This is a genomic window from Xanthobacter autotrophicus (genome assembly GCF_030015065.1).
Lineage (GTDB): Bacteria > Pseudomonadota > Alphaproteobacteria > Rhizobiales > Xanthobacteraceae > Xanthobacter > Xanthobacter autotrophicus_D.
The window spans coordinates 18,134-37,278 of the sequence record NZ_JAIVFN010000023.1; the positions used below are offsets into that span (position 1 = coordinate 18,134).

The 19,145-nt window shown below is 63.7% G+C and carries 17 protein-coding genes and 1 pseudogene; 7 read left to right on the forward strand and 11 right to left on the reverse strand.

Features of this window, described 5'->3' with window-relative positions; all coding sequences use genetic code 11:
• Positions 1-263: 263 nt before the first annotated feature.
• The 5 genes from K9U40_RS07180 to K9U40_RS07200 all read right to left on the reverse strand — a co-directional run bounded on the left by K9U40_RS07180 (position 264) and on the right by K9U40_RS07200 (position 2,639).
• The gene (locus K9U40_RS07180; RefSeq protein ID WP_282889525.1) at positions 264-527 is read right to left on the reverse strand and encodes a hypothetical protein; all 264 of its coding nucleotides are present in this window, start codon (positions 525-527) and stop codon (positions 264-266) included.
• A 622-nt stretch (positions 528-1,149) separates the two neighbouring features.
• Entirely contained in the window at positions 1,150-1,494 is a 345-nt protein-coding gene (locus tag K9U40_RS07185) for a response regulator (protein ID WP_282889526.1), read from the reverse strand.
• Positions 1,495-1,675: 181 nt separating this feature from the next.
• Positions 1,676-1,849: a DUF3309 family protein gene (locus K9U40_RS07190; RefSeq protein ID WP_282889527.1), complete on the reverse strand. Its 174-nt coding sequence runs from the start codon at positions 1,847-1,849 to the stop codon at positions 1,676-1,678.
• Positions 1,850-1,983: 134 nt separating this feature from the next.
• Positions 1,984-2,379 carry a PRC-barrel domain-containing protein gene (locus K9U40_RS07195; RefSeq protein WP_282889528.1) on the reverse strand — a complete coding sequence of 132 codons (396 nt, stop codon included), beginning with the start codon at positions 2,377-2,379 and terminating at the stop codon, positions 1,984-1,986.
• Between the two features lie 89 nt (positions 2,380-2,468).
• Positions 2,469-2,639: a CsbD family protein gene (locus K9U40_RS07200; RefSeq protein WP_282889529.1), complete on the reverse strand. Its 171-nt coding sequence runs from the start codon at positions 2,637-2,639 to the stop codon at positions 2,469-2,471.
• A gap of 308 nt (positions 2,640-2,947) precedes the next feature.
• Between K9U40_RS07200 and K9U40_RS07205 the strand changes: the two genes are divergently transcribed.
• Entirely contained in the window at positions 2,948-7,366 is a 4,419-nt protein-coding gene (locus K9U40_RS07205; protein WP_282889530.1) for a chemotaxis protein CheB, read from the forward strand.
• 94 nt (positions 7,367-7,460) lie between these two features.
• On the opposite strand, the pseudogene K9U40_RS07210 reads toward K9U40_RS07205, so the two are convergent.
• The 3 genes and pseudogenes from K9U40_RS07210 to K9U40_RS07220 form a co-directional block, all read right to left on the reverse strand.
• Positions 7,461-7,607 (reverse strand): annotated as a pseudogene (locus tag K9U40_RS07210) (DUF3363 domain-containing protein); the annotation flags it as partial.
• Positions 7,608-7,702: 95 nt separating this feature from the next.
• Positions 7,703-8,047 carry a conjugal transfer protein TraD gene (locus K9U40_RS07215; RefSeq protein WP_282889531.1) on the reverse strand — a complete coding sequence of 115 codons (345 nt, stop codon included), beginning with the start codon at positions 8,045-8,047 and terminating at the stop codon, positions 7,703-7,705.
• A complete protein-coding gene (locus tag K9U40_RS07220) occupies positions 7,971-8,297 on the reverse strand; it encodes a conjugal transfer protein TraD (protein WP_282889532.1) in 327 nt (108 codons plus the stop codon). Before K9U40_RS07220 ends, K9U40_RS07215 begins: the two co-directional genes overlap by 77 nt.
• A 172-nt stretch (positions 8,298-8,469) precedes the next feature.
• Here K9U40_RS07220 and traA point away from each other — a divergent pair, with 172 nt between their 5' ends.
• The 6 genes from traA to K9U40_RS07250 all read left to right on the forward strand — a co-directional run bounded on the left by traA (position 8,470) and on the right by K9U40_RS07250 (position 14,654).
• The gene (traA, locus tag K9U40_RS07225) at positions 8,470-11,460 is read left to right on the forward strand and encodes a Ti-type conjugative transfer relaxase TraA (protein ID WP_282889533.1); all 2,991 of its coding nucleotides are present in this window, start codon (positions 8,470-8,472) and stop codon (positions 11,458-11,460) included.
• 197 nt (positions 11,461-11,657) lie between these two features.
• Positions 11,658-11,900, forward strand: a complete 243-nt coding sequence (locus K9U40_RS07230) for a helix-turn-helix transcriptional regulator (RefSeq protein WP_282889534.1) — start codon at positions 11,658-11,660, stop codon at positions 11,898-11,900.
• Complete coding sequence (locus K9U40_RS07235; RefSeq protein ID WP_282889535.1) at positions 11,887-12,135, forward strand: hypothetical protein; 249 nt, start codon at positions 11,887-11,889, stop codon at positions 12,133-12,135. Before K9U40_RS07230 ends, K9U40_RS07235 begins: the two co-directional genes overlap by 14 nt.
• Positions 12,136-12,218: 83 nt before the next feature.
• Positions 12,219-12,638 (forward strand): putative toxin-antitoxin system toxin component, PIN family, encoded by a 420-nt coding sequence (locus K9U40_RS07240; RefSeq protein ID WP_282889536.1) that lies wholly within the window; start codon positions 12,219-12,221, stop codon positions 12,636-12,638.
• The gene (locus K9U40_RS07245; RefSeq protein WP_282889537.1) at positions 12,635-12,895 is read left to right on the forward strand and encodes a toxin-antitoxin system HicB family antitoxin; all 261 of its coding nucleotides are present in this window, start codon (positions 12,635-12,637) and stop codon (positions 12,893-12,895) included. The genes K9U40_RS07240 and K9U40_RS07245 overlap by 4 nt, the downstream gene beginning before the upstream one ends.
• Positions 12,896-12,911: 16 nt before the next feature.
• A complete protein-coding gene (locus K9U40_RS07250) occupies positions 12,912-14,654 on the forward strand; it encodes a recombinase family protein (protein ID WP_282889538.1) in 1,743 nt (580 codons plus the stop codon).
• A 91-nt stretch (positions 14,655-14,745) separates the two neighbouring features.
• Here K9U40_RS07250 and K9U40_RS07255 read toward each other — a convergent pair whose 3' ends face one another.
• Genes K9U40_RS07255 through K9U40_RS07265 form a run of 3 tightly spaced genes read right to left on the reverse strand, consistent with a single transcriptional unit; the run spans position 14,746 to position 18,817 of the window.
• A complete protein-coding gene (locus K9U40_RS07255) occupies positions 14,746-15,588 on the reverse strand; it encodes a siderophore-interacting protein (protein ID WP_282889539.1) in 843 nt (280 codons plus the stop codon).
• Positions 15,585-16,562: an alpha/beta hydrolase gene (locus K9U40_RS07260; protein ID WP_282889540.1), complete on the reverse strand. Its 978-nt coding sequence runs from the start codon at positions 16,560-16,562 to the stop codon at positions 15,585-15,587. The genes K9U40_RS07255 and K9U40_RS07260 overlap by 4 nt, the downstream gene beginning before the upstream one ends.
• A gap of 2 nt (positions 16,563-16,564) precedes the next feature.
• Positions 16,565-18,817 carry a TonB-dependent siderophore receptor gene (locus K9U40_RS07265; protein ID WP_282889541.1) on the reverse strand — a complete coding sequence of 751 codons (2,253 nt, stop codon included), beginning with the start codon at positions 18,815-18,817 and terminating at the stop codon, positions 16,565-16,567.
• Positions 18,818-19,145: the final 328 nt, after the last annotated feature.

A 19,145-nucleotide genomic window follows, 5' to 3' on the forward strand; every position in this document is an offset into this window, starting at 1 on the left:
GCCTTCGCTACCAGACGAAGTGCTCACCGGCTCGAGGTTATCCTGCGTCGCCACCCGTTCGTGACGTTCGTCGTCGTTGCGGATACGATATTGCGGAAGCTCTCCCCGCGACGGCAAGGTACCGGTAATGTGATAGATGCTGGCGCCTTGGGACCGCCGTATGAAGCCGCCCTTTAGCCGGACTGCCTGCCCCAAGGCGTAGAGATGGGTCGGGGTGTCAGGGCGCATAGGACGGGAGGTGCGTCGGGAAAGATTTGGAGTGTTCATGATGTCTTGTTGTCCTTTTCGAGTGCGGCATCGAGGTCCGCTGCATTGATCGGCACCATCTGATGAGTCGACATTTTCACGCCGATCCCAGGCAGATGAATGAATGAGCCAACGCGGTGCCACGCCAGTCGGGAGACGCCTTCAATAGGCTCCTCGTCATGGTCGACGCGATACTCCCCGGCCGGTTGCGGCTTATCAAAGCCAGGCAACAGAAAGGCGTTCTTGAAGTGGACGATGGCTTGTGTCGTGCGATTGGCCATGATTGCGGGTCTCCGCAGGGCACAGGAATGACCGCGTGCCCGGTGTACCCATTCAGACTGGAACGTTCTCCAAACTGTCAGTACATCCGTGGTCAGTTCGGAGTTCATTCCAGAACTCGAATGGAGCGACATACCGCGCCGGACGGCGCATGCATTCGCTATCGAAAATTCGAAAGAGGATGGCGGGTCTCTGACACCGCAAAGCCACGGCCAAATCAACGAACCATATTTATATGGGTCTCGACTGAGTTCTAAACAAGGAGAGCGGTTCGCCTTGTTTCCGGTCGAGGACCGGGAACCGTTAGAGCTTGAGGACGAGCTGCTGTCTGATATCTAGTGCCTAGTCGGTCCCTCGCTCGTCTGAATCTCCGCCCTGGTCAGGAGCAAGCTTCGCAGTGGCGGTGGTCGTCGGCGACGAAATCGTGGTTTGCTGCTTCTCCTCTCATGAGTTTAACGTACTGATCTTGTCGGTGCATGCCGTAATCTGATGCAGATTGATTGTACACACATCACCTTTTCATGCAGCGAGCGCCGCCGTCGTAGCCTCGCATCCCACAGTGCTCGGCTGGCTGTTCGTCATAGCCGTGCAAAACGGCGCGCTGTTTGTTGCTGCTCTTCATTTTCAGATCGGAGGTTCCGCACTGAGGGCACGTTGAATGGCCTGCACCAGGTCTCGATCCCGAAACGGCTTTTTCAAAACCACGGCGTTCGGCCATGATGCCTGCACGGCCCTGTCATCGCCGGTCACGAACAGGTGCGGGACAAAGCCACTTCGCAGTATTTCAGTAACCGCAGACATGCCGCTGCCGTGGCGTAGACCGGCGTCGACGATCATGAAGTCGGGCTTGTGGCGAGCTGCTGCGGCCACCGCGTCGGCTTCGGTCGTTTCGATCGCGCAGATTGTATGGCCCATCTCCATCAGAAGGTCAGCATACAGCATTGCGATGAACGCATCGTCTTCGACCACCAGAACACGCGACGCCTTCCTCGGTGTAGAGATTATGCAGGAGTCACGCTCTGACATTTCGATCGCCCTGTGATGGGATGTGGAGGCGCGCACCCTCGGACAGCCTCTATTAAAGAACCAAAAGCTAAACCGAGCGGGACGGCCTTTTCAATCGAAAGCCTCAGCCAGATGGCTGCGATCATTAAATTCTGCCGACACCTCCGAGGCCGCCAAAAAGCCATAGCAGCACGAGAACGATAACAATCAAGCCAAGGACGCCGCCCAGTCCGGCGCTGCCATAGCGGCCGTGCGCGTAGTAGCCTCCACCGCCGCCGAGCAGAAGGATCACCACGATGATGATCAGAATCGTACTCATGATCTGGTACTCCTCGAGACGTTGATCGTTTCAGAAGAGCCGATCAGGAGCTCTGGGACTTCGTTTGTTCAATTCCGCGCAGGCAATGCACGGCGACATGCGATCACGATCGCGGCGCCGTGTCCCGCGGACCGTCATGTGCCGGTGTTGTACTTGAACTCTGGAAGCGCTTTCAGCGAGTCCTTGGTCGCGCCGGCCAGCACCATCTTCTTATCTTTCACCTGGATGGAGCTGAACGGCACCACAACGTATTTCGAGCCCACGCCCAGGAACCCCCCGACGGAGAGCACCGCGAAAGGCACCTTCTCGGAGGAAGTAACGATCAGATCGTCGATCGTTCCGATAGTTTCGTTGGCTTCATTGACGACAGTGCTGCCCACCACCTTAGATGTCCGATAGCCCGTCGCCAGCGATGCGGGGTCGACCTTCGTCAGGGTGACAGTTTGGGGAGAACCCTGCGAAAACGCTGGACCGCCGAGCGAGGCCGCCAGGAGGGCGCTACCCGCTAGAATTTTGATTGAACGTGTCATTGGTCGCTCCTTTTGATCTGTCTTGTATTGGTCTGTTACGTGCAGCAGGCCGTCCGGGACGGAATGACGCCCCTGGCCGCCGCCTGCGCTTACTTCTTCAATGCGTCCTTCAAGCCGCCGATGGCGTTCTGAACCTTGCCTTGGGCCTTCTCGCTCTTTCCCTCGGCGGTCAGTTTCGCGTCACCGACGGTCTTACCGGTCGTCTCCTTGATCGCGCCCTTCGTCTCCTTGGCCGCGCCTGCGATACGATCCTTGTCCATGTCGTCACTCCGCTTGTTAATACCCGCCTGGCGAAGCTGCCGGCCGGTGCGAGAATCCGAGCCATCTGGGGTCGGAAATCCAATTCACATTGGAAGGAAGCATATGGAGTACGCGGGTCCGCTGGCAGGCTCGGAATCTACTCAATCGCATGGCTTCCCGAGGGCGCTGGACCCCCATTAGCGATATTCGGTGGCCGTGGCAGAATGCTCTCGGATATACTACCTACGGATAAGCGGCGGCCGGTCCGGGAACATGTGGATTAACCTCAAATCGCACGCAGAGACCGCCGGGCGCGAAGGGAAGGCCAATGCCAGGAAAAAACGGAACCTCGGAGACGAAGGCAGGCCGCCGCCGTTCAAGGGGGCAGGCCTTGGTGGCCCGTGGGCCGCCGCATGCGTCAGCGGATTTTCCGATCGTCGGCATAGGCGCCTCGGCCGGCGGCCTGGAGGCTTGCACCAAGCTTCTCGGGGCCCTGCCGCCCGACAATGGCATGGCATTCATCCTCGTGCAGCATCTCGACCCGACGCACGAAAGCATGATGGCGGAGCTGTTGGCTTATCGCACCGCCATGACCGTCGTGCAGGCCACCAATGGCATGCTGCTCGAACGCCAACACCTCTACATCATCCCGCCGGGCACCTATCTCTCCGTCAGCAACGGCACTCTGCATCTCTCTGAGCCCGAAGCGCGTCACGGCGCCCGACTGCCCTTCGACTTTCTGCTGCGCTCGCTGGCGGAGGAATACGGGGAACGCGCCATCTGCGTGATCCTTTCGGGGACGGGCGCCGATGGCAGCCTCGGCCTGAAGGCCGTCAAGGAAAAGGGCGGTCTCGTCATCGCTCAGAATCCGGACGAGGCTGCCTTCGACGGGATGCCGAGAAACGCGATTCTGACCGGCGCGGTGGATCTTGTCCTGCCGCTTACGGGCGTCCCGGACGCGCTCGTCAAATTCCACCGGCGAATGGCGCTGACACGTACGGCTGCTGCGCCCGCCGATGGGAACACCGCTCCAGACTGGCTGCCGGAGATCGTCGATCTGCTCCGGAAAAAAACGGCTCACGATTTCAGACTTTACAAGGAGGGCACGCTGCGGCGCCGGATCGAGCGCCGCATGGCCATGGCGTCGATCGAAACCGACGACATCGAGCGATATCTTGATGCGTTGAGAAACGACGAAAAAGAGCTCAATCAACTGGCCTCGGATCTACTCATCAACGTCACCAGTTTCTTTCGCGATCCCAAGATATTCGATGTCCTGAGCCAAAAGGTCGTTCCCGATCTGGTCCGCAACCATTCCATCGATCAGCCGCTGCGGATATGGATCGCCGGATGCAGCACCGGCGAAGAAACCTACTCTCTCGCCATGCTCTTCCGCGAGGAAATCACGGCGGCGAAGCGGGAGATCAAGCTTCAGATCTTCGCCTCCGACGTTGACCCCGATGCCGTCGCGACGGCCAGGGAGGGCCTCTATCCGGAAACGATCGCGGCGGAAGTGTCGGCCGCAAGGCTTACCCGTTTCTTCTCGAAGGACGAGCACGGCTATCGGATTTTGCCGGAACTACGTGCGACGATCGTCTTCGCGGTGCAGGACGTGCTGGCCGACCCACCCTTCTCACGACTCGACCTGATCTCATGCCGAAATCTGCTCATTTATCTGCGTCCCGAGGCGCAGGAGAAGGTGATCTCGTTCTTCCACTTCGCCTTGCGAGAAGGCGGCATTCTCCTGCTGGGCAGCGCCGAGACGATCGGCAATTCCAAAGGGCGTTTCGAGGTCATCTCGAAGGCGGAGCGCATCTATCGACACATCGGGCGCGCCCGCCCCGGCGAGGCGGGTTTTTTGTTCGGATCCGCCGAGGGCGCGCGGCTACCCCTGCGCGCACCACAGGGTCAGACGCCATCCCGGCAAGTCGCGCTCGCCGAGGGGTGCCGCCGCCTCATCGTCGAGATGTATGCACCCGCAGCGGTGCTGATCAACAGCAAGCTGGAATGGCTCTATTCCCTGGGACCGACCGAACGCTACCTGCGCGTGCCCCAAGGCCATCCGAGCTACGATGTGCTCGCGATGGTGCGCCCGCATCTGCGGATCAAGCTCAGGGCGGCGATCTATCAGGCCATCCAGGAAAAGGCCCGTATCGTGATCCCGGGCGGACGGATGAACTATGAAGGCAAGCTTGGTTTGTTCGAGATCGCCGTGCAACCGGCCGTGATCGACGGGGAGGACCTGCTGCTGGTCTGCTTCATAGAGAGTCCCGCGACGGTCCATAAGCGAAGCCGGGCGGCTACCCCGCCCGATCGTGAATATGTCGCGGAGCTCGAGCAGCAATTGGAAGCGACACGAACGGAACTGCAAGCCGCGGTCCACAGTCTGGAAACATCAAACGAAGAACAGAAGGCGGTCAACGAAGAGGCCCTGTCCGCCAATGAGGAATATCAATCGACCAACGAAGAGCTGCTGACGTCGAAGGAAGAGTTGCAGTCGATGAACGAGGAGCTCACGGCCCTCAACAGCCAGCTCCAGGAAACGCTGGAACGGCAGCGGACGACTGCAAGCGATCTCCAGAACATCCTCTACAGCACGGACGTTGCAACAATTTTCCTCGATCTCGATCTCGGCATTCGTTTCTTTACGCCGGCGACCAAAGCGCTTTTCAACATCATTGCGACAGATATCGGCCGACCACTCGCCGATCTCAACTCGCTCGCCGACGACGGCGTTCTTCTCGCCGATGCTCGCACGGTGCTGCAAACGCTCGCGCCGATCGAGCGGGAAATTCAGGCCAGGAACGGTCTATGGTATGTCCGCAGGATACTCCCCTATCGCGCCCAGAATGACGGCGTGGAGGGCGTCGTCATCACCTTTGCCGATATCACGGAGCGCAAACACACCGCTGATGCGCTGGAGGCCGCCAAGCGCGACGCGCAACAGGCCAGTATCGCCAAGTCCCGATTCCTCGCCGCCGCGAGCCATGACCTGCGCCAGCCGCTGCAAGCCATCAGCCTGATGCAGAGTGCCCTGACCCGGAAGATTCGCGACCACAAGATAGAGGAAGCTATTGCGCTGGTGGCCCGTCTCGACGAAACGGCCGCCGCCATGTCGGGCATGCTCAACACGCTGCTCGATATCAACCAACTCGAGGCCGGTACGGTCCATCCGGAATTCGTGAGTTTCCCTATCGGCGACATGCTGGAGCGGCTGCGCGATGAGTTCAGCTATCACGCCACAGCCCAGAAGCTCGTCCTGCGCGTCGTCCCGTGCGGTCTGTCGGTCTATAGCGATCCGCGCCTGCTTGAGCAGATGGTCCGCAACCTGCTGTCGAACGCCTTGAAATACACCACGCGCGGCAAGGTGCTGCTTGGCTGTCGCCGGCATGGCGAGATGCTCAGAATCGAGGTCTGCGATACTGGCGCCGGCATTGCCGAGCAGGATATCAGGGCCATCTTCGACGAGTATCACCAGCTCGACAACCCCGCACGTGAACGCAGCCGTGGTCTTGGTCTCGGACTGTCCATCGTGCAGCGCTTGGCGATATTGCTAGGTCATCCCGTGCATGTCCGCTCGCAGCCAGGGAAGGGCTCGATCTTTTCCATCGATGTCATGTTTCCGGCGGACGAGTTGTCGCGAGCGGAAGGCCATTCTCCTGTCACAAGCGGGCCCAAGAGTGATGGCGACCGGCACACTGGCGCGATCCTGGTCGTCGAGGATGACCGAGAATTGCGTGAGCTCATTGAAGTGGTCCTCAGCGAGGAGGAACATCGCCCGGCAACAGCGCCCGATGGTCCCGCGGCGCTGGATTTGGTCGTCCATGGCGGTTTTCAGCCCGACCTGATCCTGGCGGACTACAATCTGCCGAATGGCATGGATGGACTTCTCGTGGCCACGAAGATTAGAGAGAGACTGCATCGTCATATACCAGTCGTTGTTTTGACGGGCGACATTTCGACGGATACCCTGCGACGCATTGCCGGCCAGGACTGCTTGCAACTCAACAAACCGGTCAAGACGACAGACGTCCTGCAAGCAATCCAGCGCCTGCTTTCCATCGCGCAACCCGCGCGGCATCCGCCGCCGCAGCAGCGGGCTGAAGCCGCCCGGCATTCCGAAACGTCCGTGATCTTCATTGTCGATGACGATGGCCACGTCCGCGACGGGATACGCGACCTGCTCGAAGCCGACGGGCGGGTCGTTGAGGATTTCGCGAGCTGCGAGGCTTTCCTCGAAGCCTATCGGCCCGGTCAAGCAGGATGTCTGCTGGTCGACGCCTACCTGCCCGGAATGACTGGCCTTGAATTGTTGGAACGGCTCCATCATGCCGGCAACGGATTGCCCGCTATCATGATCACCGGCAACAGCGACGTGCCGATGGCTGTCCAAGCCATGAAGGCCGGTGCGAGAGACTTCATCGAGAAACCGATCGGCCGCGAGGAACTGCTCGCCAGCGTCGCGCGCGCGCTCGAACAGGCCCAAGATGCGGCCAAGCTGTCGGACTGGCGAAAGGCAGCGACCGACCACATTGCGAGTCTCACGCCGAGACAACGCCAGGTCATGGATCTCGTGCTGGCCGGACACCCCAGCAAGAACATCGCGGCCGATCTGAACATCAGCCAGCGCACCGTCGAAAATCATCGCGCCGCAATCATGAAGAGAACCGGGGCCAAGTCTCTTCCGGCACTCGCGCGTCTGGCGCTCGCCGCGGCCTCCGGGCAAGAGGAGGTGACGAATACCTAGATATGTTGCCCGTCACCGAAGTGGTGCGGCAGGAACCTATCGAGGGAACACGTTGGGTGAACGGTATTGCTCCCTTCAATCGAGACTTGGGCTATTACGCAGCGAGCAGTGGAATGTTGGACACAAGTTGGGCGAAGTCATAGACCAATCCCCTCTGCCGCCCCAACTGCCAGGATACCGAACCGCCCTGAACGACGCCCGCGACTTCGCGGCCAAGCTGGCGGTCGATGATAAACCTCCACAGACGAGGCTATCCGGCCCGTTGCCTTTGCGCGGCGAGCCGCGCGATGGCGGGCGGCGCTGCGATTGTGGGGTCTCCGCGCCGCCCGCCATCGCTCAGGTCCGATCCTGCTGCGGCTGTGAAACGTCGTGCGCGTCAGCAGGCCACCCTAACTCGAACGCCATCTTTCCCAGTTTTGTCCAGACGCAGCGCGCGCGTTCGCCGTCCTCGCTTTGCAGCTTGTCGGCGATCCAGAACAGCGCGCCGTAGATCATGGTCCGATCATCGCCGGTCAGTTCGACGATGCCCGCCTTGACGACGAGGCCGCCGAGTTCGATCAGATGCCGCGTGCGCCTGCGGCGCTCGACCTGCCATGTGCGCATGTCACGCCGGGCGCGCGCCGCTTGATAGCGGTAGCGCGCCGCGCGGTTGCGTTTGAGCGCCGCCAGTGTTGCGCTCAATTGCTGGAGCAGTTCGCCGTGCCCGACCTTGAAAAAACGCGGCCCCACGCTTGGCCCATGCCTCCCGCTTTGCGGCGTCCTTGGTTTCGACCAGCACCATCAGAGCGCCCGCGAGTTCGTCGGTGCCGAGGCTATCTGCGCCGGTGGCGATGACGAGTTCGCCAAGCTGCTGCACCTTGCGGCTCTTGAGGTCGCGCACCTTGTCCTCAAGCGCCTTCAGTTCTGCGTCAAAGTTCCGTGGCTTGCGCATCATCGTCTCCGTAGATTGTCAATGCAGCGATGATAGTCGAGCGACTTGCGGAATGCTGTAAGGTTGCCGGGACAGCTTGCGACGGTCTGGTCCATCCCGAGATTTTTTCGAGGGAGGGCGCGCTTATACGTCGTTCCGACGTGCGCTTGAGCATGTCAATGATCCGATCGCGATGGCGATCTATCATCTTCACGTCAAGGTCATCAGCCGTAAGAGCGGCCAGAGCGCGGTGGCGGCCGCCGCCTACCGCTCGGCCTCGCGTCTGCGCGATGAGCGGCTTGGCCGCGTGCAGGACTTTTCCGCCAAGCGCGGCGTCGTCCATTCCGAGGTGCTGTTGCCGGAGAACGCCCCCGAGCGATGGAGCGACCGCGAACGGCTGTGGAACGATGTCGAGGCGTTCGAGGTCAGGAAGGACGCACAGCTTGCCCGCGAGGTGGAGTTTGCAATCCCGCGCGAAATGACGCAGGCGCAAGGCATCGAGCTTGCCCGCGACTTCGCGCAGTCGGAGTTTGTCGATCAGGGCATGATCGCCGATCTCAATGTGCATTGGGACATCGGCGAGGATGGGATGCCCAAGCCCCACGCCCATGTCATGCTGACCATGCGATCCGTTGACGAGAACGGCTTCGGCCCGAAGGTGCGAGACTGGAACGCGACCCAGATGGTCGAGCGTTGGCGGGAACGCTGGGCGGAGCTGGCCAACGAACGCCTGGCCGAACTCGACATTGACGCGCGCATCGACCATCGCAGCCTGGAAGCGCAAGGCATCGACCTTGAACCACAAAGCCAGATCGGCGCACCGGCGCAGCGGATCGAGGGCGAAGGGATCGAGGCCGCCGACCGCGCGGACATGCACCGCGAGATTGCCCGCAACAACGGCGCGCGTATCATTTCCGATCCGTCCATTGCACTCGACGCGATCACGCATCAGCAATCGACGTTCACGCGCCGCGACATGGCGAAGTTCGCGCATCGCCACAGTGACGGGATGGAGCAGTTCAACGAGGTCATGGGGGCGATGCGCAATGCACCCGATCTGGTCGAACTCGGCAAGGATTCTCGCGGCGAGGACCGCTTCACCACGCGCGACATGATCGAGGCCGAACAGCGTCTCCATCGTGCCGCCGAACTCATGGCCGACCGCGAGCGCCATGAGGTGAACGACGCCGACAGGCAAGCGGCGCTTGCACGAGCCGAAGCGCGGGGCCTTGTCCTTTCCGGTGAGCAGGCCGACGCGCTGGCGCATGTCACGGACGGGTGCGATCTGGGCATCGTCGTCGGCTATGCCGGGACGGGAAAGAGCGCCATGCTGGGCGTGGCGCGCGAGGCATGGGAGGCGACGGGCTATGAGGTGCGCGGCGTTGCGCTGTCCGGCATCGCTGCCGAGAATCTGGAAAGCGGATCGGGTATCGCGTCACGCACCATCGCCAGCATGGAACACGGCTGGAAGAATGGCCATGACATGCTCACCGACCGCGATGTGCTTGTCATTGATGAGGCGGGCATGGTCGGCACGCGGCAATTGGAGCGCGTGCTGTCCCATGCCGCAGAAGCTGGCGCTAAGGTGGTGCTGGTCGGCGATCCGCAACAGTTGCAATCCATCGAGGCGGGCGCGGCGTTCCGCTCGATCCATGAGCGCCACGGTGGCGCGGAAATCGGCGAAGTCCGCCGCCAGCGGGAGGACTGGCAGCGGGATGCCACCCGCGATCTGGCAACCGGCAGGACCGGCAATGCGATCCATGCCTATGACAGTCACGGCATGGTGCATGCAGCCGAAACCCGCGAACGGGCGCGCGACGATCTGATCGACCGCTGGGACCGCAACCGGCAGGCGTCGCCGGACAGCAGCCGCATCATCCTCACCCACACCAATGCCGAGGTGCGCGAACTCAACGAGGCAGCGCGCGACCGGATGCGCGCGGCGGGCGATCTCGGCGAGGACGTGCGCGTCACCGTCGAGCGCGGCGAACGCAGTTTTGCCACCGGGGATCGCGTCATGTTCCTGCAAAACGAGCGCGGCCTTGGCGTCAAGAACGGCACGCTCGGAACCATCGAACAGGTCAGCGCGCAGAGCATGGCGGTTCGCACCGATAACGGGCGCAATGTCTCGTTCGACCTCAAGGATTACAACCGCATCGACCACGGTTACGCGGCGACGATCCACAAGGCGCAGGGCATGACGGTGGACCGCACCCATGTGCTGGCGACGCCGGGCATGGATGCTCACGGCAGCTATGTCGCGCTGTCGCGACACCGCGACGGGATGGAGTTGCATTACGGCCGTGACGACTTCGCCAGTCAGGACAAGCTCATAAGCACCTTGTCGCGCGACCGGACCAAGGACATGGCGTCAGATTACGAGCCAGCACAGAGCTACGCCCAGCGGCGCGGCATCACCTTCCGCGAGCGCGTCGCCGAGATCGTGCGCAAGGTCGTGCCCGAGAAAGTGCGCAGTATGTTCGATGGTCTGCGTCCATCCGTAGATGCCGCGCCGCCGGCCAGCGAGGCACAGCGACCGGAAAGGGAGGCAGCCCAGCCGGAAAGGGAAAGCGCGGGTGTAGCGACGCGGCGTGGCTCCACAGCGCCCGTCCGTGAGGCCGCCGATGACCCGGAGGTAGCTCTGCGTCGCGCCCGCACCGAAGCTCTCAAGCGTCATGCCCGCGCGGTGGATGCGATATTCAGCACCGAGGACATGGGCAGCAAGGCCAGCCCGGAGCAGTGGACGGAACTGGTCGATTCCCGCAAAGCCTTCGATGAGGTCCGGCCCTACGGCTGGCAAGATGCGGAAGCCGCCTACGCCAAGGACGAAAGCCTCGCCCGTGAAGCGGGATCGGGCCGGACTGGCCGCACCATTCGCGCCCTCCAGTTGGAGACTGAAATCCGCACCGATCCGCAGCGCCGTGCGGACCGCTTCGTGGAGCGCTGGCAGAAGCTCGACCGGGCCAGCGAGCGCCAATATGCGGCAAGCGACTACTCCGGCTACAAGGCCGCGCGTAAGGAGATGGGCAACATGGCGATGAGCCTCGAACGCGATGCGCAGATGGAATCCCTGCTCCGGGGCCGGAAGCGCGAACTCGGTATCGATTTCGACTCAGGCCACAGTCTTGGCCGCGACCTTGCCATCAGTCACGGGCTCGGCAGAGGACGGGGAATCGGACTCTGATTTAGTGTCATGCCGTCGCCCGAAAATCGCGGCGCGCCGTGTTGGGCGACATGGAACGATTCCGCCGATTGCAAGTATTTGCCGCCGTTTCTACGCCGCAGCACTACGACGAGAAAATATCTCTTGCACAACGATAAATCATTGCTCTGTCTGGTCTCGGAAACCCTCAAGAACAGTCAGCAGGAGGCAGCGCGACCATGCACCAGCCAGATCGTATCGTCCGCATGACCACCGTCCTTGCTCGGACCGGGCTGTCCAAGTCCACGATCTATCGCAAGATCACTGAGGGCACGTTCCCACCCCGGATCAAGATCAGCGTCCATGGTGCTGGCTGGCGCGAGTCCGACATCAACCGCTGGGTTGCCAACCCTGTCGGATGGCGCGCCGTCAATGACAACGAAGACCCCGGCGGAAAGGCGGGCCCCCATGATGCCGGCTGACCCGCCCGATTCTGAGCGGCATCCCGTCGCGGCCAACGATAACGGCGGCACGGACGGTCCCGATCCCGAGTCGTTGCGCAAGGTCAACGAGGTAGCTCTCCAGCTTGCCCGCATCATCGGCCGCCGCATCGCGCGCGAGGATTTTGCCGCGCGCATCGCCGCGAATGACAACGTCCCGAAATCCGGCGATGAGCCGGAGCACGAGACCGGGCGGGAGGCCGAAGATGAGGATTGATCCATTCGCGGTCGCGAGGTCCGTGATCGCTCTTGGCACCCCAAATCGTTGACATCTTATGAGATGTCACTATATTGTTTCCGATGAGGCTGGTTCTGGACACCAACGTGATCGTGGCGGCGTTCCGCAGCCGCAACGGGGCGAGCAACCTGCTTCTCCGGTTCGTTGACCGGGGCACGGTGACGCCGCTTTGTTCGACGGCGCTGTTTCTGGAGTATGAGGCGGTGCTGAGCCGGGAGGAAACCCGGAAGGCGACGGGTCACAGTTTGAAGGATGTCGCTTCGGTGATGAGCGCGCTCGCCGCCGTATCCGAGGGCGTCGATATCTCGTTTCGGACGCGACCTATGCTGTCCGATGTCGCGGATGAGATGGTGCTTGAGGCCGCATTGAACGGACAGGCCGAGGCCATCGTGACGCATAACGTCAAGGACTTCCGCCCGGCGTTGACGCTTGGCGTGACTATCGCAACACCGGGAGAAATCGTCAGGAGACTGAACACATGACGCAGGCCCAACGCTACAAATACCCGCTACAACTGCCGCAGTCGCTCAAGGAGACGGCGGCGCGCCTTGCCATGGAGGATGGCGTGTCCCTCAATCAGTGGATCGTCTCGGCCGTGGCGCAGAAGATCGGGGCTGTGGAAACGGCCAGCGATTTCCTGAAAGCGCGTGCTGGCAAGGCGAAGCGCGGCAATCTGACGAGGCTTCTGGACAGGGCACCGGACTCAATGCCGACGCCGGAGGATGCAATCAAAGACTGATCGAACGGAGATGACCATGCCCCGTGTTGCGCTCTACGCTCGCTATTCGTCCGACAACCAGCGCGATGCTTCCATCGAGGATCAGTTGCGCCAGTGCCGCGAGCGCGCCGCGCGCGAGGGCTGGACCGTGGTGGACAGCTATTCCGACCGCGCCATCTCCGGCGCATCGCTCATCCGTTCCGGCATTCAGGAGCTTCTGGCCGACGCCCAGGCGGGCCGCTTCGACATGGTGCTGTCCGAGGCGCTGGACCGCATCAGCCGCGATCAAGAAGATGTCGCCGCCGTGTTCAAGCGGCTGCGCTTCGCAGGCGTCTCCATTGTCACGCTGTCGGAAGGCGAGATCACCGAGCTTCACGTCGGCCTCAAGGGCACGATGAATGCGCTGTTCCTGAAAGACCTCGCGCTCAAGACCCATCGCGGCATCAGGGGCCGTGTCGAGGCCGGCAAGATCGGCGGCGGCAACGCCTATGGCTATCGCGTCGTCAAGACGTTGGACACGAACGGCGAGCCGATCCGGGGCGAACGCGAGATCATCGAAGATCAGGCAGAGATCGTGCGGCGCATCTTCCGCGAGTATGTCGCCGGCAAGGGGCCGCAGAAGATCGCAGCAGACTTGAACCGCGAGGGCATCCCGAGCCCGACCGGCAAGCGCTGGTCGGATACGACGATCCGCGGCAACCGCGCCATCAGTTCGGGCATCCTCAACTGCGAGCTTTACATCGGCGTCATCCGCTGGAACCGGCAGCGGCAGATGAAGAACCCGGACACCGGCCGCCGCGTCCTGCGCCTCAATCCCGAGAGCGAGTGGATACGCACCGATGTCCCCGCGCTTCGTATCGTGCCGCAGGAGCTATGGGACGCCGCCAAGGCGCGGCAGGATGAACTGACCGGCCTCTATACCAAACAGATCGAAGGTGCCCGCGAGGGTATCCGCCGCAGCGTCGCCGCCAATGGCGGTCTCAACGCCACACACCGGCCGCGCACGCTGTTGTCCGGCCTGCTGTTCTGCGGATGCTGCAACGGCTCTTATGCCCGGCGCGGCCAGGACCGCTACGCCTGCACCAATCATGTACTGTCCAATGGCTGCGACAACGCTCGCACCATCGGCCGCGAGGCGCTGGAGGCTCGCGCGCTCGCCGGTCTGCGCGACAGCCTGATGGCGCCGGAGGCCGCCGCCGAAGCCATGCGCGCCTACGCGAAGGAAACCAACCGCCTCAACCGCGAGCGCCGCACGTCGGGCGAGACCACCCGGCGCGCGCTTGCCGACACCGAGAAGGCCATTGCCGAGATCGTCCGCGTCATCGAGCAAGGCGGCTATCATCGCGCCCTGTCGGCGCGGCTGACCGAGCTTGAGGGCAAGCAAGACGAACTCAACGCGCGGCTGTCGGAGGCCCCCGTCGATCTGCCCGACATTCACCCCAACATCGGCGACCTCTACCGGCGCAGGATCGAGCGCCTGACCGAAGCGCTCAATCATCCCGACGATGCCCGCGAGGCTGCCGAGGCGCTCCGCCAAGTCATCGACCGCATCGTCATCAGCCCCGGCGAGAAGCGCGGCGACCTCCAGATCACCTTGCATGGCGATCTCGACACCATCGTCGAATGGGTCGCGCGCACCGCCAATTCAGGCTACAAGGCCAAGTTCGAGACCGCATCATTCCGATTGTCGGTCTCGGCAAAAGGCCGGGCTTGTCCCGGGCATCCACGCCCTGGGTCTGGGAAAGACCCTGGAACAGCCGGGAACTCGGCCCGGCCATGACGAGCCGGGTAGAGCGCCCACCTGCCGAAAGGCGTCCCGGTGGGAATTTTCAAACAGGCTCTGAGCACAGGCCCCGGGCCCGGCGGGCGGATCAGCCGGCCGGCGGATCCTCCTCGCGGTCGTGGCGGTAGGCGGCGTCGTAATCGGGCTCGCTGATGCCGCGCTTCCAGTAGCCGATGGCCACCACCGCGGCGCGCTCCACCCCTCGCTCGCTCACGAGGTGCGTCCGCGCGGCCCGCACGGCCGCCGATTCCGCCGCGATCCAGGCCGAGACGGCGCTGCCTTCCGGCAGCTCCAGCGTGCGGATCGCATCGGCGAGGAGCGAGGTGGTGCCGGCAGGGGCGCCGCGGCGATACAGAAAGGCGAGGCTCATGCCGGTGGGCCGGTCGAGGTCGAGGGCGTCGGCTTCGTCCTCCACCTCCAGCAGGGCGGCGCCCCGCGCCTGGGGCGGCAGGCTTTCGAGGATGGCGGCGATGGAGGGCAGGCCGCAATGATCGCCGGCGAGGATGTGGAAGTCCGCCGGGGGCAGGGTGCGCCCGCCCGGCCCGCCGATCCCCACCAGATCGCCCGGCCGGGCACGCGCGGCGAAGCGCGCGGCGGGGCCGTGCCCGCCATGGCAGGCGAAGTCCACCGACAATTCCCCGCGCAGCGGATCGAACCGGCGCACCGAGAAGGTGCGCACCGCCGGCCTGAAGCCCTCGGCCGGCCAGATGGCGCGCCCGTCCGCCCCGGCGAGGGGCCATTCAGGCTGCTCCACCCCTTCAGGCGGGATCAGCAGCTTGATGTTGGGGCCGGCGCCGAAGCCCTCGATCTCCGCGCCGCCCAGCACGATGCGGCGCAGGCGCGGCGTGATCTGCTCGGCGCGCAGCACTTCCAGCACGCGGATGCCGCGATAGCGCGCCGCGCGCGGCTCGGTGGTTGTCAGCACGTTCATCTGGCGGCGTCCATGGACTGGGGCGCGAGGAAGGTCTCCAGCCCCAGCAGCAGCGCATGGGGCGCGGCCGAGGCATGGGTCTGGCCGGGGAAGATGGTGAAGGTCACGTCCACCGGCACGCCGGGCAGGGCGCCGAGCCGGGCGGCGAGCTCGCGGGCGCCGTCCACCATGCGGCGCTCGGCCTGCTTGCGGGCGGTGGCCTCCGCATTGGGGCCGGCGTGCAGGAGGGGATGCAGTTCCTGTTCATAGGCACCCACGGTGAGGACGAGGCGCTTGCGCGTCTTCGGCGGGTGGCGGGCGAAGGCGGCCTCCTCCCGCGCGATGGCGCCATTCGCCCACCACAATGAGGGGCTCGCGGCCACATAGGTGGAGAAGGCGTCCGGCCGCGTGAACAGCACATGCAGCGTGAACAGGCCGCCGAAGGAATGGCCCATCAGCGCCTGCCGCGCCGGGTTCACCTTGAAGGAGGCGGCGATGGCGGGCTTCAGCTCGTCCTCGATGAAGGCGAGGAAGGCGTCCGCCCCTCCGGTGCCCTCGGGGGTGAGATAGGTCCACGATCCCTTGTCCGGCGTGGCGGGCGCCATGGTGAGGTCCTTCGCCCGCCGCGGCATGTTGATGGGCGCGTCGCCGGGATAGCCGATGGCCACCAGCACCGCAGGATCCATGATCCCGCCCTGGGCGAGGGTGCCGCCGCGGGCCATGTCGGCGAGGGTGCCGACCACCGCATTGCCATCCAGCACATAGGCCACCGGATAGCCTTCAGGCGGCGGGGGCGCCTTCGGCACGGCGATGAAGATACGGTAGGCCAGCCCGCCCTTGGAGACGAGGGCCCGCTCCTCCACCCCCGGCAGGGTCACCGGCTCGGCCGTGGCGGGCCTTGTGCCGGCGAGGGAGAGGGCGCCGAGGCAGAGGCCGGCGGCCGCCGCCAGAAGGATGGCCCCCGGAGGGATGGCTTTGGCGAGGATCTGGAGCATGGTCAGTAGGTCGCGCTCACCTTCAGCCAGTAGCCGCGCGGCTCACCGTAGAAATTGAACAGGGAGGTGGAGCCGACGCGGGTGTAATAGACCTCGTCGAAGATGTTGGTGGCGGTGAAGGTGGCCTTCCAGTTGTCGTTGAACTTGTAGCCCACCTGGCCGTCCACCGTGGTGTAGCCGTCCTCGGTCAGCGTCACGCCGCCGGACTTGGTGTAGAAGCTGGAGAGGATCTTGAATCCGCCGGCCACATGCCAGCCCTTCAGCATCGGATCCTGGAACTCGTACTTGGTCCACAAATTGTAGTTGTGCTTCGGCGTATAGGTGCTGAAGCCTGCCGTCAGCTGCGCGGCGGTGGCGGTGAGGTATTCGGTCTCCGAGTAGGTATAGCCGGCATAGATCTCCCAGCCCGGCGCCAGCTTGCCGCTGACCTCCACTTCCCAGCCCGACACCTGGACCTCGCCGGACGCCACGTAGACGTTGGCGACATTGGTGGCGAGCGCGCGGTTGTTGTCGCGGATCAGGAACATGGCGGCGGAGGCATTGAGCGCGCCGTCGAGGAAGGAGCCCTTCAGGCCGCCTTCATACTGGTAGCCCTGCCGCGGCGGCAGCACGTCGCCGGCCGCGTCCAGCTCGGTCTGCGGGGTGAAGGTCGACGTATAGCTGCCGTAGAAGGAGATGTCCTTGGTGAGGTCGATGACGAAGCCCGCATAGGGCAGGAACTCGTTGTCGATATCGACCGAGCTGGAGGTGGCCGTGACCTTGCCGGTGCCGACGTTGGCGGTGGTCACGTCCGATGTGGAATCGTACCAGGAGAGACGCCCGCCGAGGATGACGTGCACCTGGTCCAGCGGATTGATGCGGGCCTGGGTGTAGAGGCCGTACTGGTTGGGGTCGGTGACGCTCTCGCGATTGTAGATGGTGACCGGCTCTGCCACCGCCCAGGGGTTGGGGGCGTAGACATTGTAGGTGCCGGGGAGCGTGGTGGAGGTGGGCGTCCACTGGGTCTGGTCCACGGCGCGGAAGTCGGCGCCGACCGTGAGAGTGTGCTCCTGCCCGAAGGCCTGGAACGGGGTGGAGACATGGGCGTCGCCGGAGAGCGAGGTCTCCTCGACCTTCGCCGCCGTGTACTGCATGGAGATGTTGCCGAACGTGGCCGGCGCGGTGCTCACCGCCGAGCCGCCATAGGCATATTTGTAGTCGATGTTCCGGTCGGAGTAGCGCAGGGAGGCCTTGGCCTCGCCGCCATTGGCGAGGTCGTGCTTTACCTCCGCCAGATAGTCGGTGGTGTCGTTGTTGAAGCGGTTCCACAACCCGCCCACGAAGGTGGAGCGCGGCACGTCCAGAAGCTGGCCCACGCCGCCGCCCAGATTGATTGCGGGCAGGCCGTTGAAGGGCAGCATGTCGCGTTCCTGGTGCCAGGCATAGAGCGACAGGGTGGTGTTCTCGGTGATGTCGAAGGCGAGGGTGCCGTAGCCGACCCAGACCTGGTTCTCGTTATAGTCCACGAACGAATTGCGGTCCTGGAACGCGCCGCCGATGCGGGCGCGCACCGTGCCCTTCTCGTTGAGCTTGCCGCCGGCATCCACCTCCGCGCGCACGAAGTCCCACGAGCCGTAGCTCAGGTCGGAATTGAGGAAGTACTTTTCCGTGGCCGGCTTCAGCGTGCCGTTGATGATGCCGCCGGGCCCCGCATTGTTGCCGCCCGCGCCGCCATAGAACAGGCCGGCGGGTCCCTTCAGCACGTCGAGCCGGTCGAAGATGAAGAGGTCCGGCTGGGTGCCGAGGATGGAGGACAGCGGCGCCGGCAGGCCGTTGACCAGCAGCGTGTCGATCTCGAAGCCGCGCGAGAAGATGGAGGACCGGCCCTGGTCGTTGGCGAGGATGACCATGCCGGTGGTGCGCCGCATGGCGTCCTCCAGCTGGGTGAAGTTCTGGTCGTCCATGCGCTGGCGGGTGACGGTGGAGATGGATTGCGGGATCTCGCGCACCGGGGTCGGGCTGCCCACCCCGATGGTGGTTTCGGAGGCGGTGTAGGTGTCCTTGCCCTCGGTGAGGATGGCGCTGTCCTGGGTGCCCTCCACGTTCACCGTGTCGAGGCTGACATCCGCCGTCTGCGCTTCAGCGCGGGCGGCGGTGAGCGCCGACAGGGGGAGCGCCGACGGAAGCAGCGCCGACGCCAGGATGGCGACACCGGCGATACCAGCAGGCCGCGCGGCGGAATGCGGCGCCTGCGCCGAAAGTCGAAATCCCTTCATAACAATCCCCGTCCCATCACCAGAGCAATCAAGGCTGAACCATTCGAGAGGGGAGTTTTACGGCTTTCGCCAGTATGGTCTTTTGCCGGACGTTGCAATTCGTTTGTGCCGTCGCCTAAAATATGGAACTGATCGAGTTCGATGATAGATGATGCGATCCACTTTTGAATAATAATAAATACATGGTGGCACGCGGCTGTTGACAGCGGCGGGGCCGCGAAGTCCTTCTTGGGGGATGACCGATCCCCACTCTCAGCTCCGCCGCCGCACCGGCGCCGCGTCCAGGACGCAGGGCGCGGCGGAGGGTGGCGCGCGGCCGGCTGGTTCC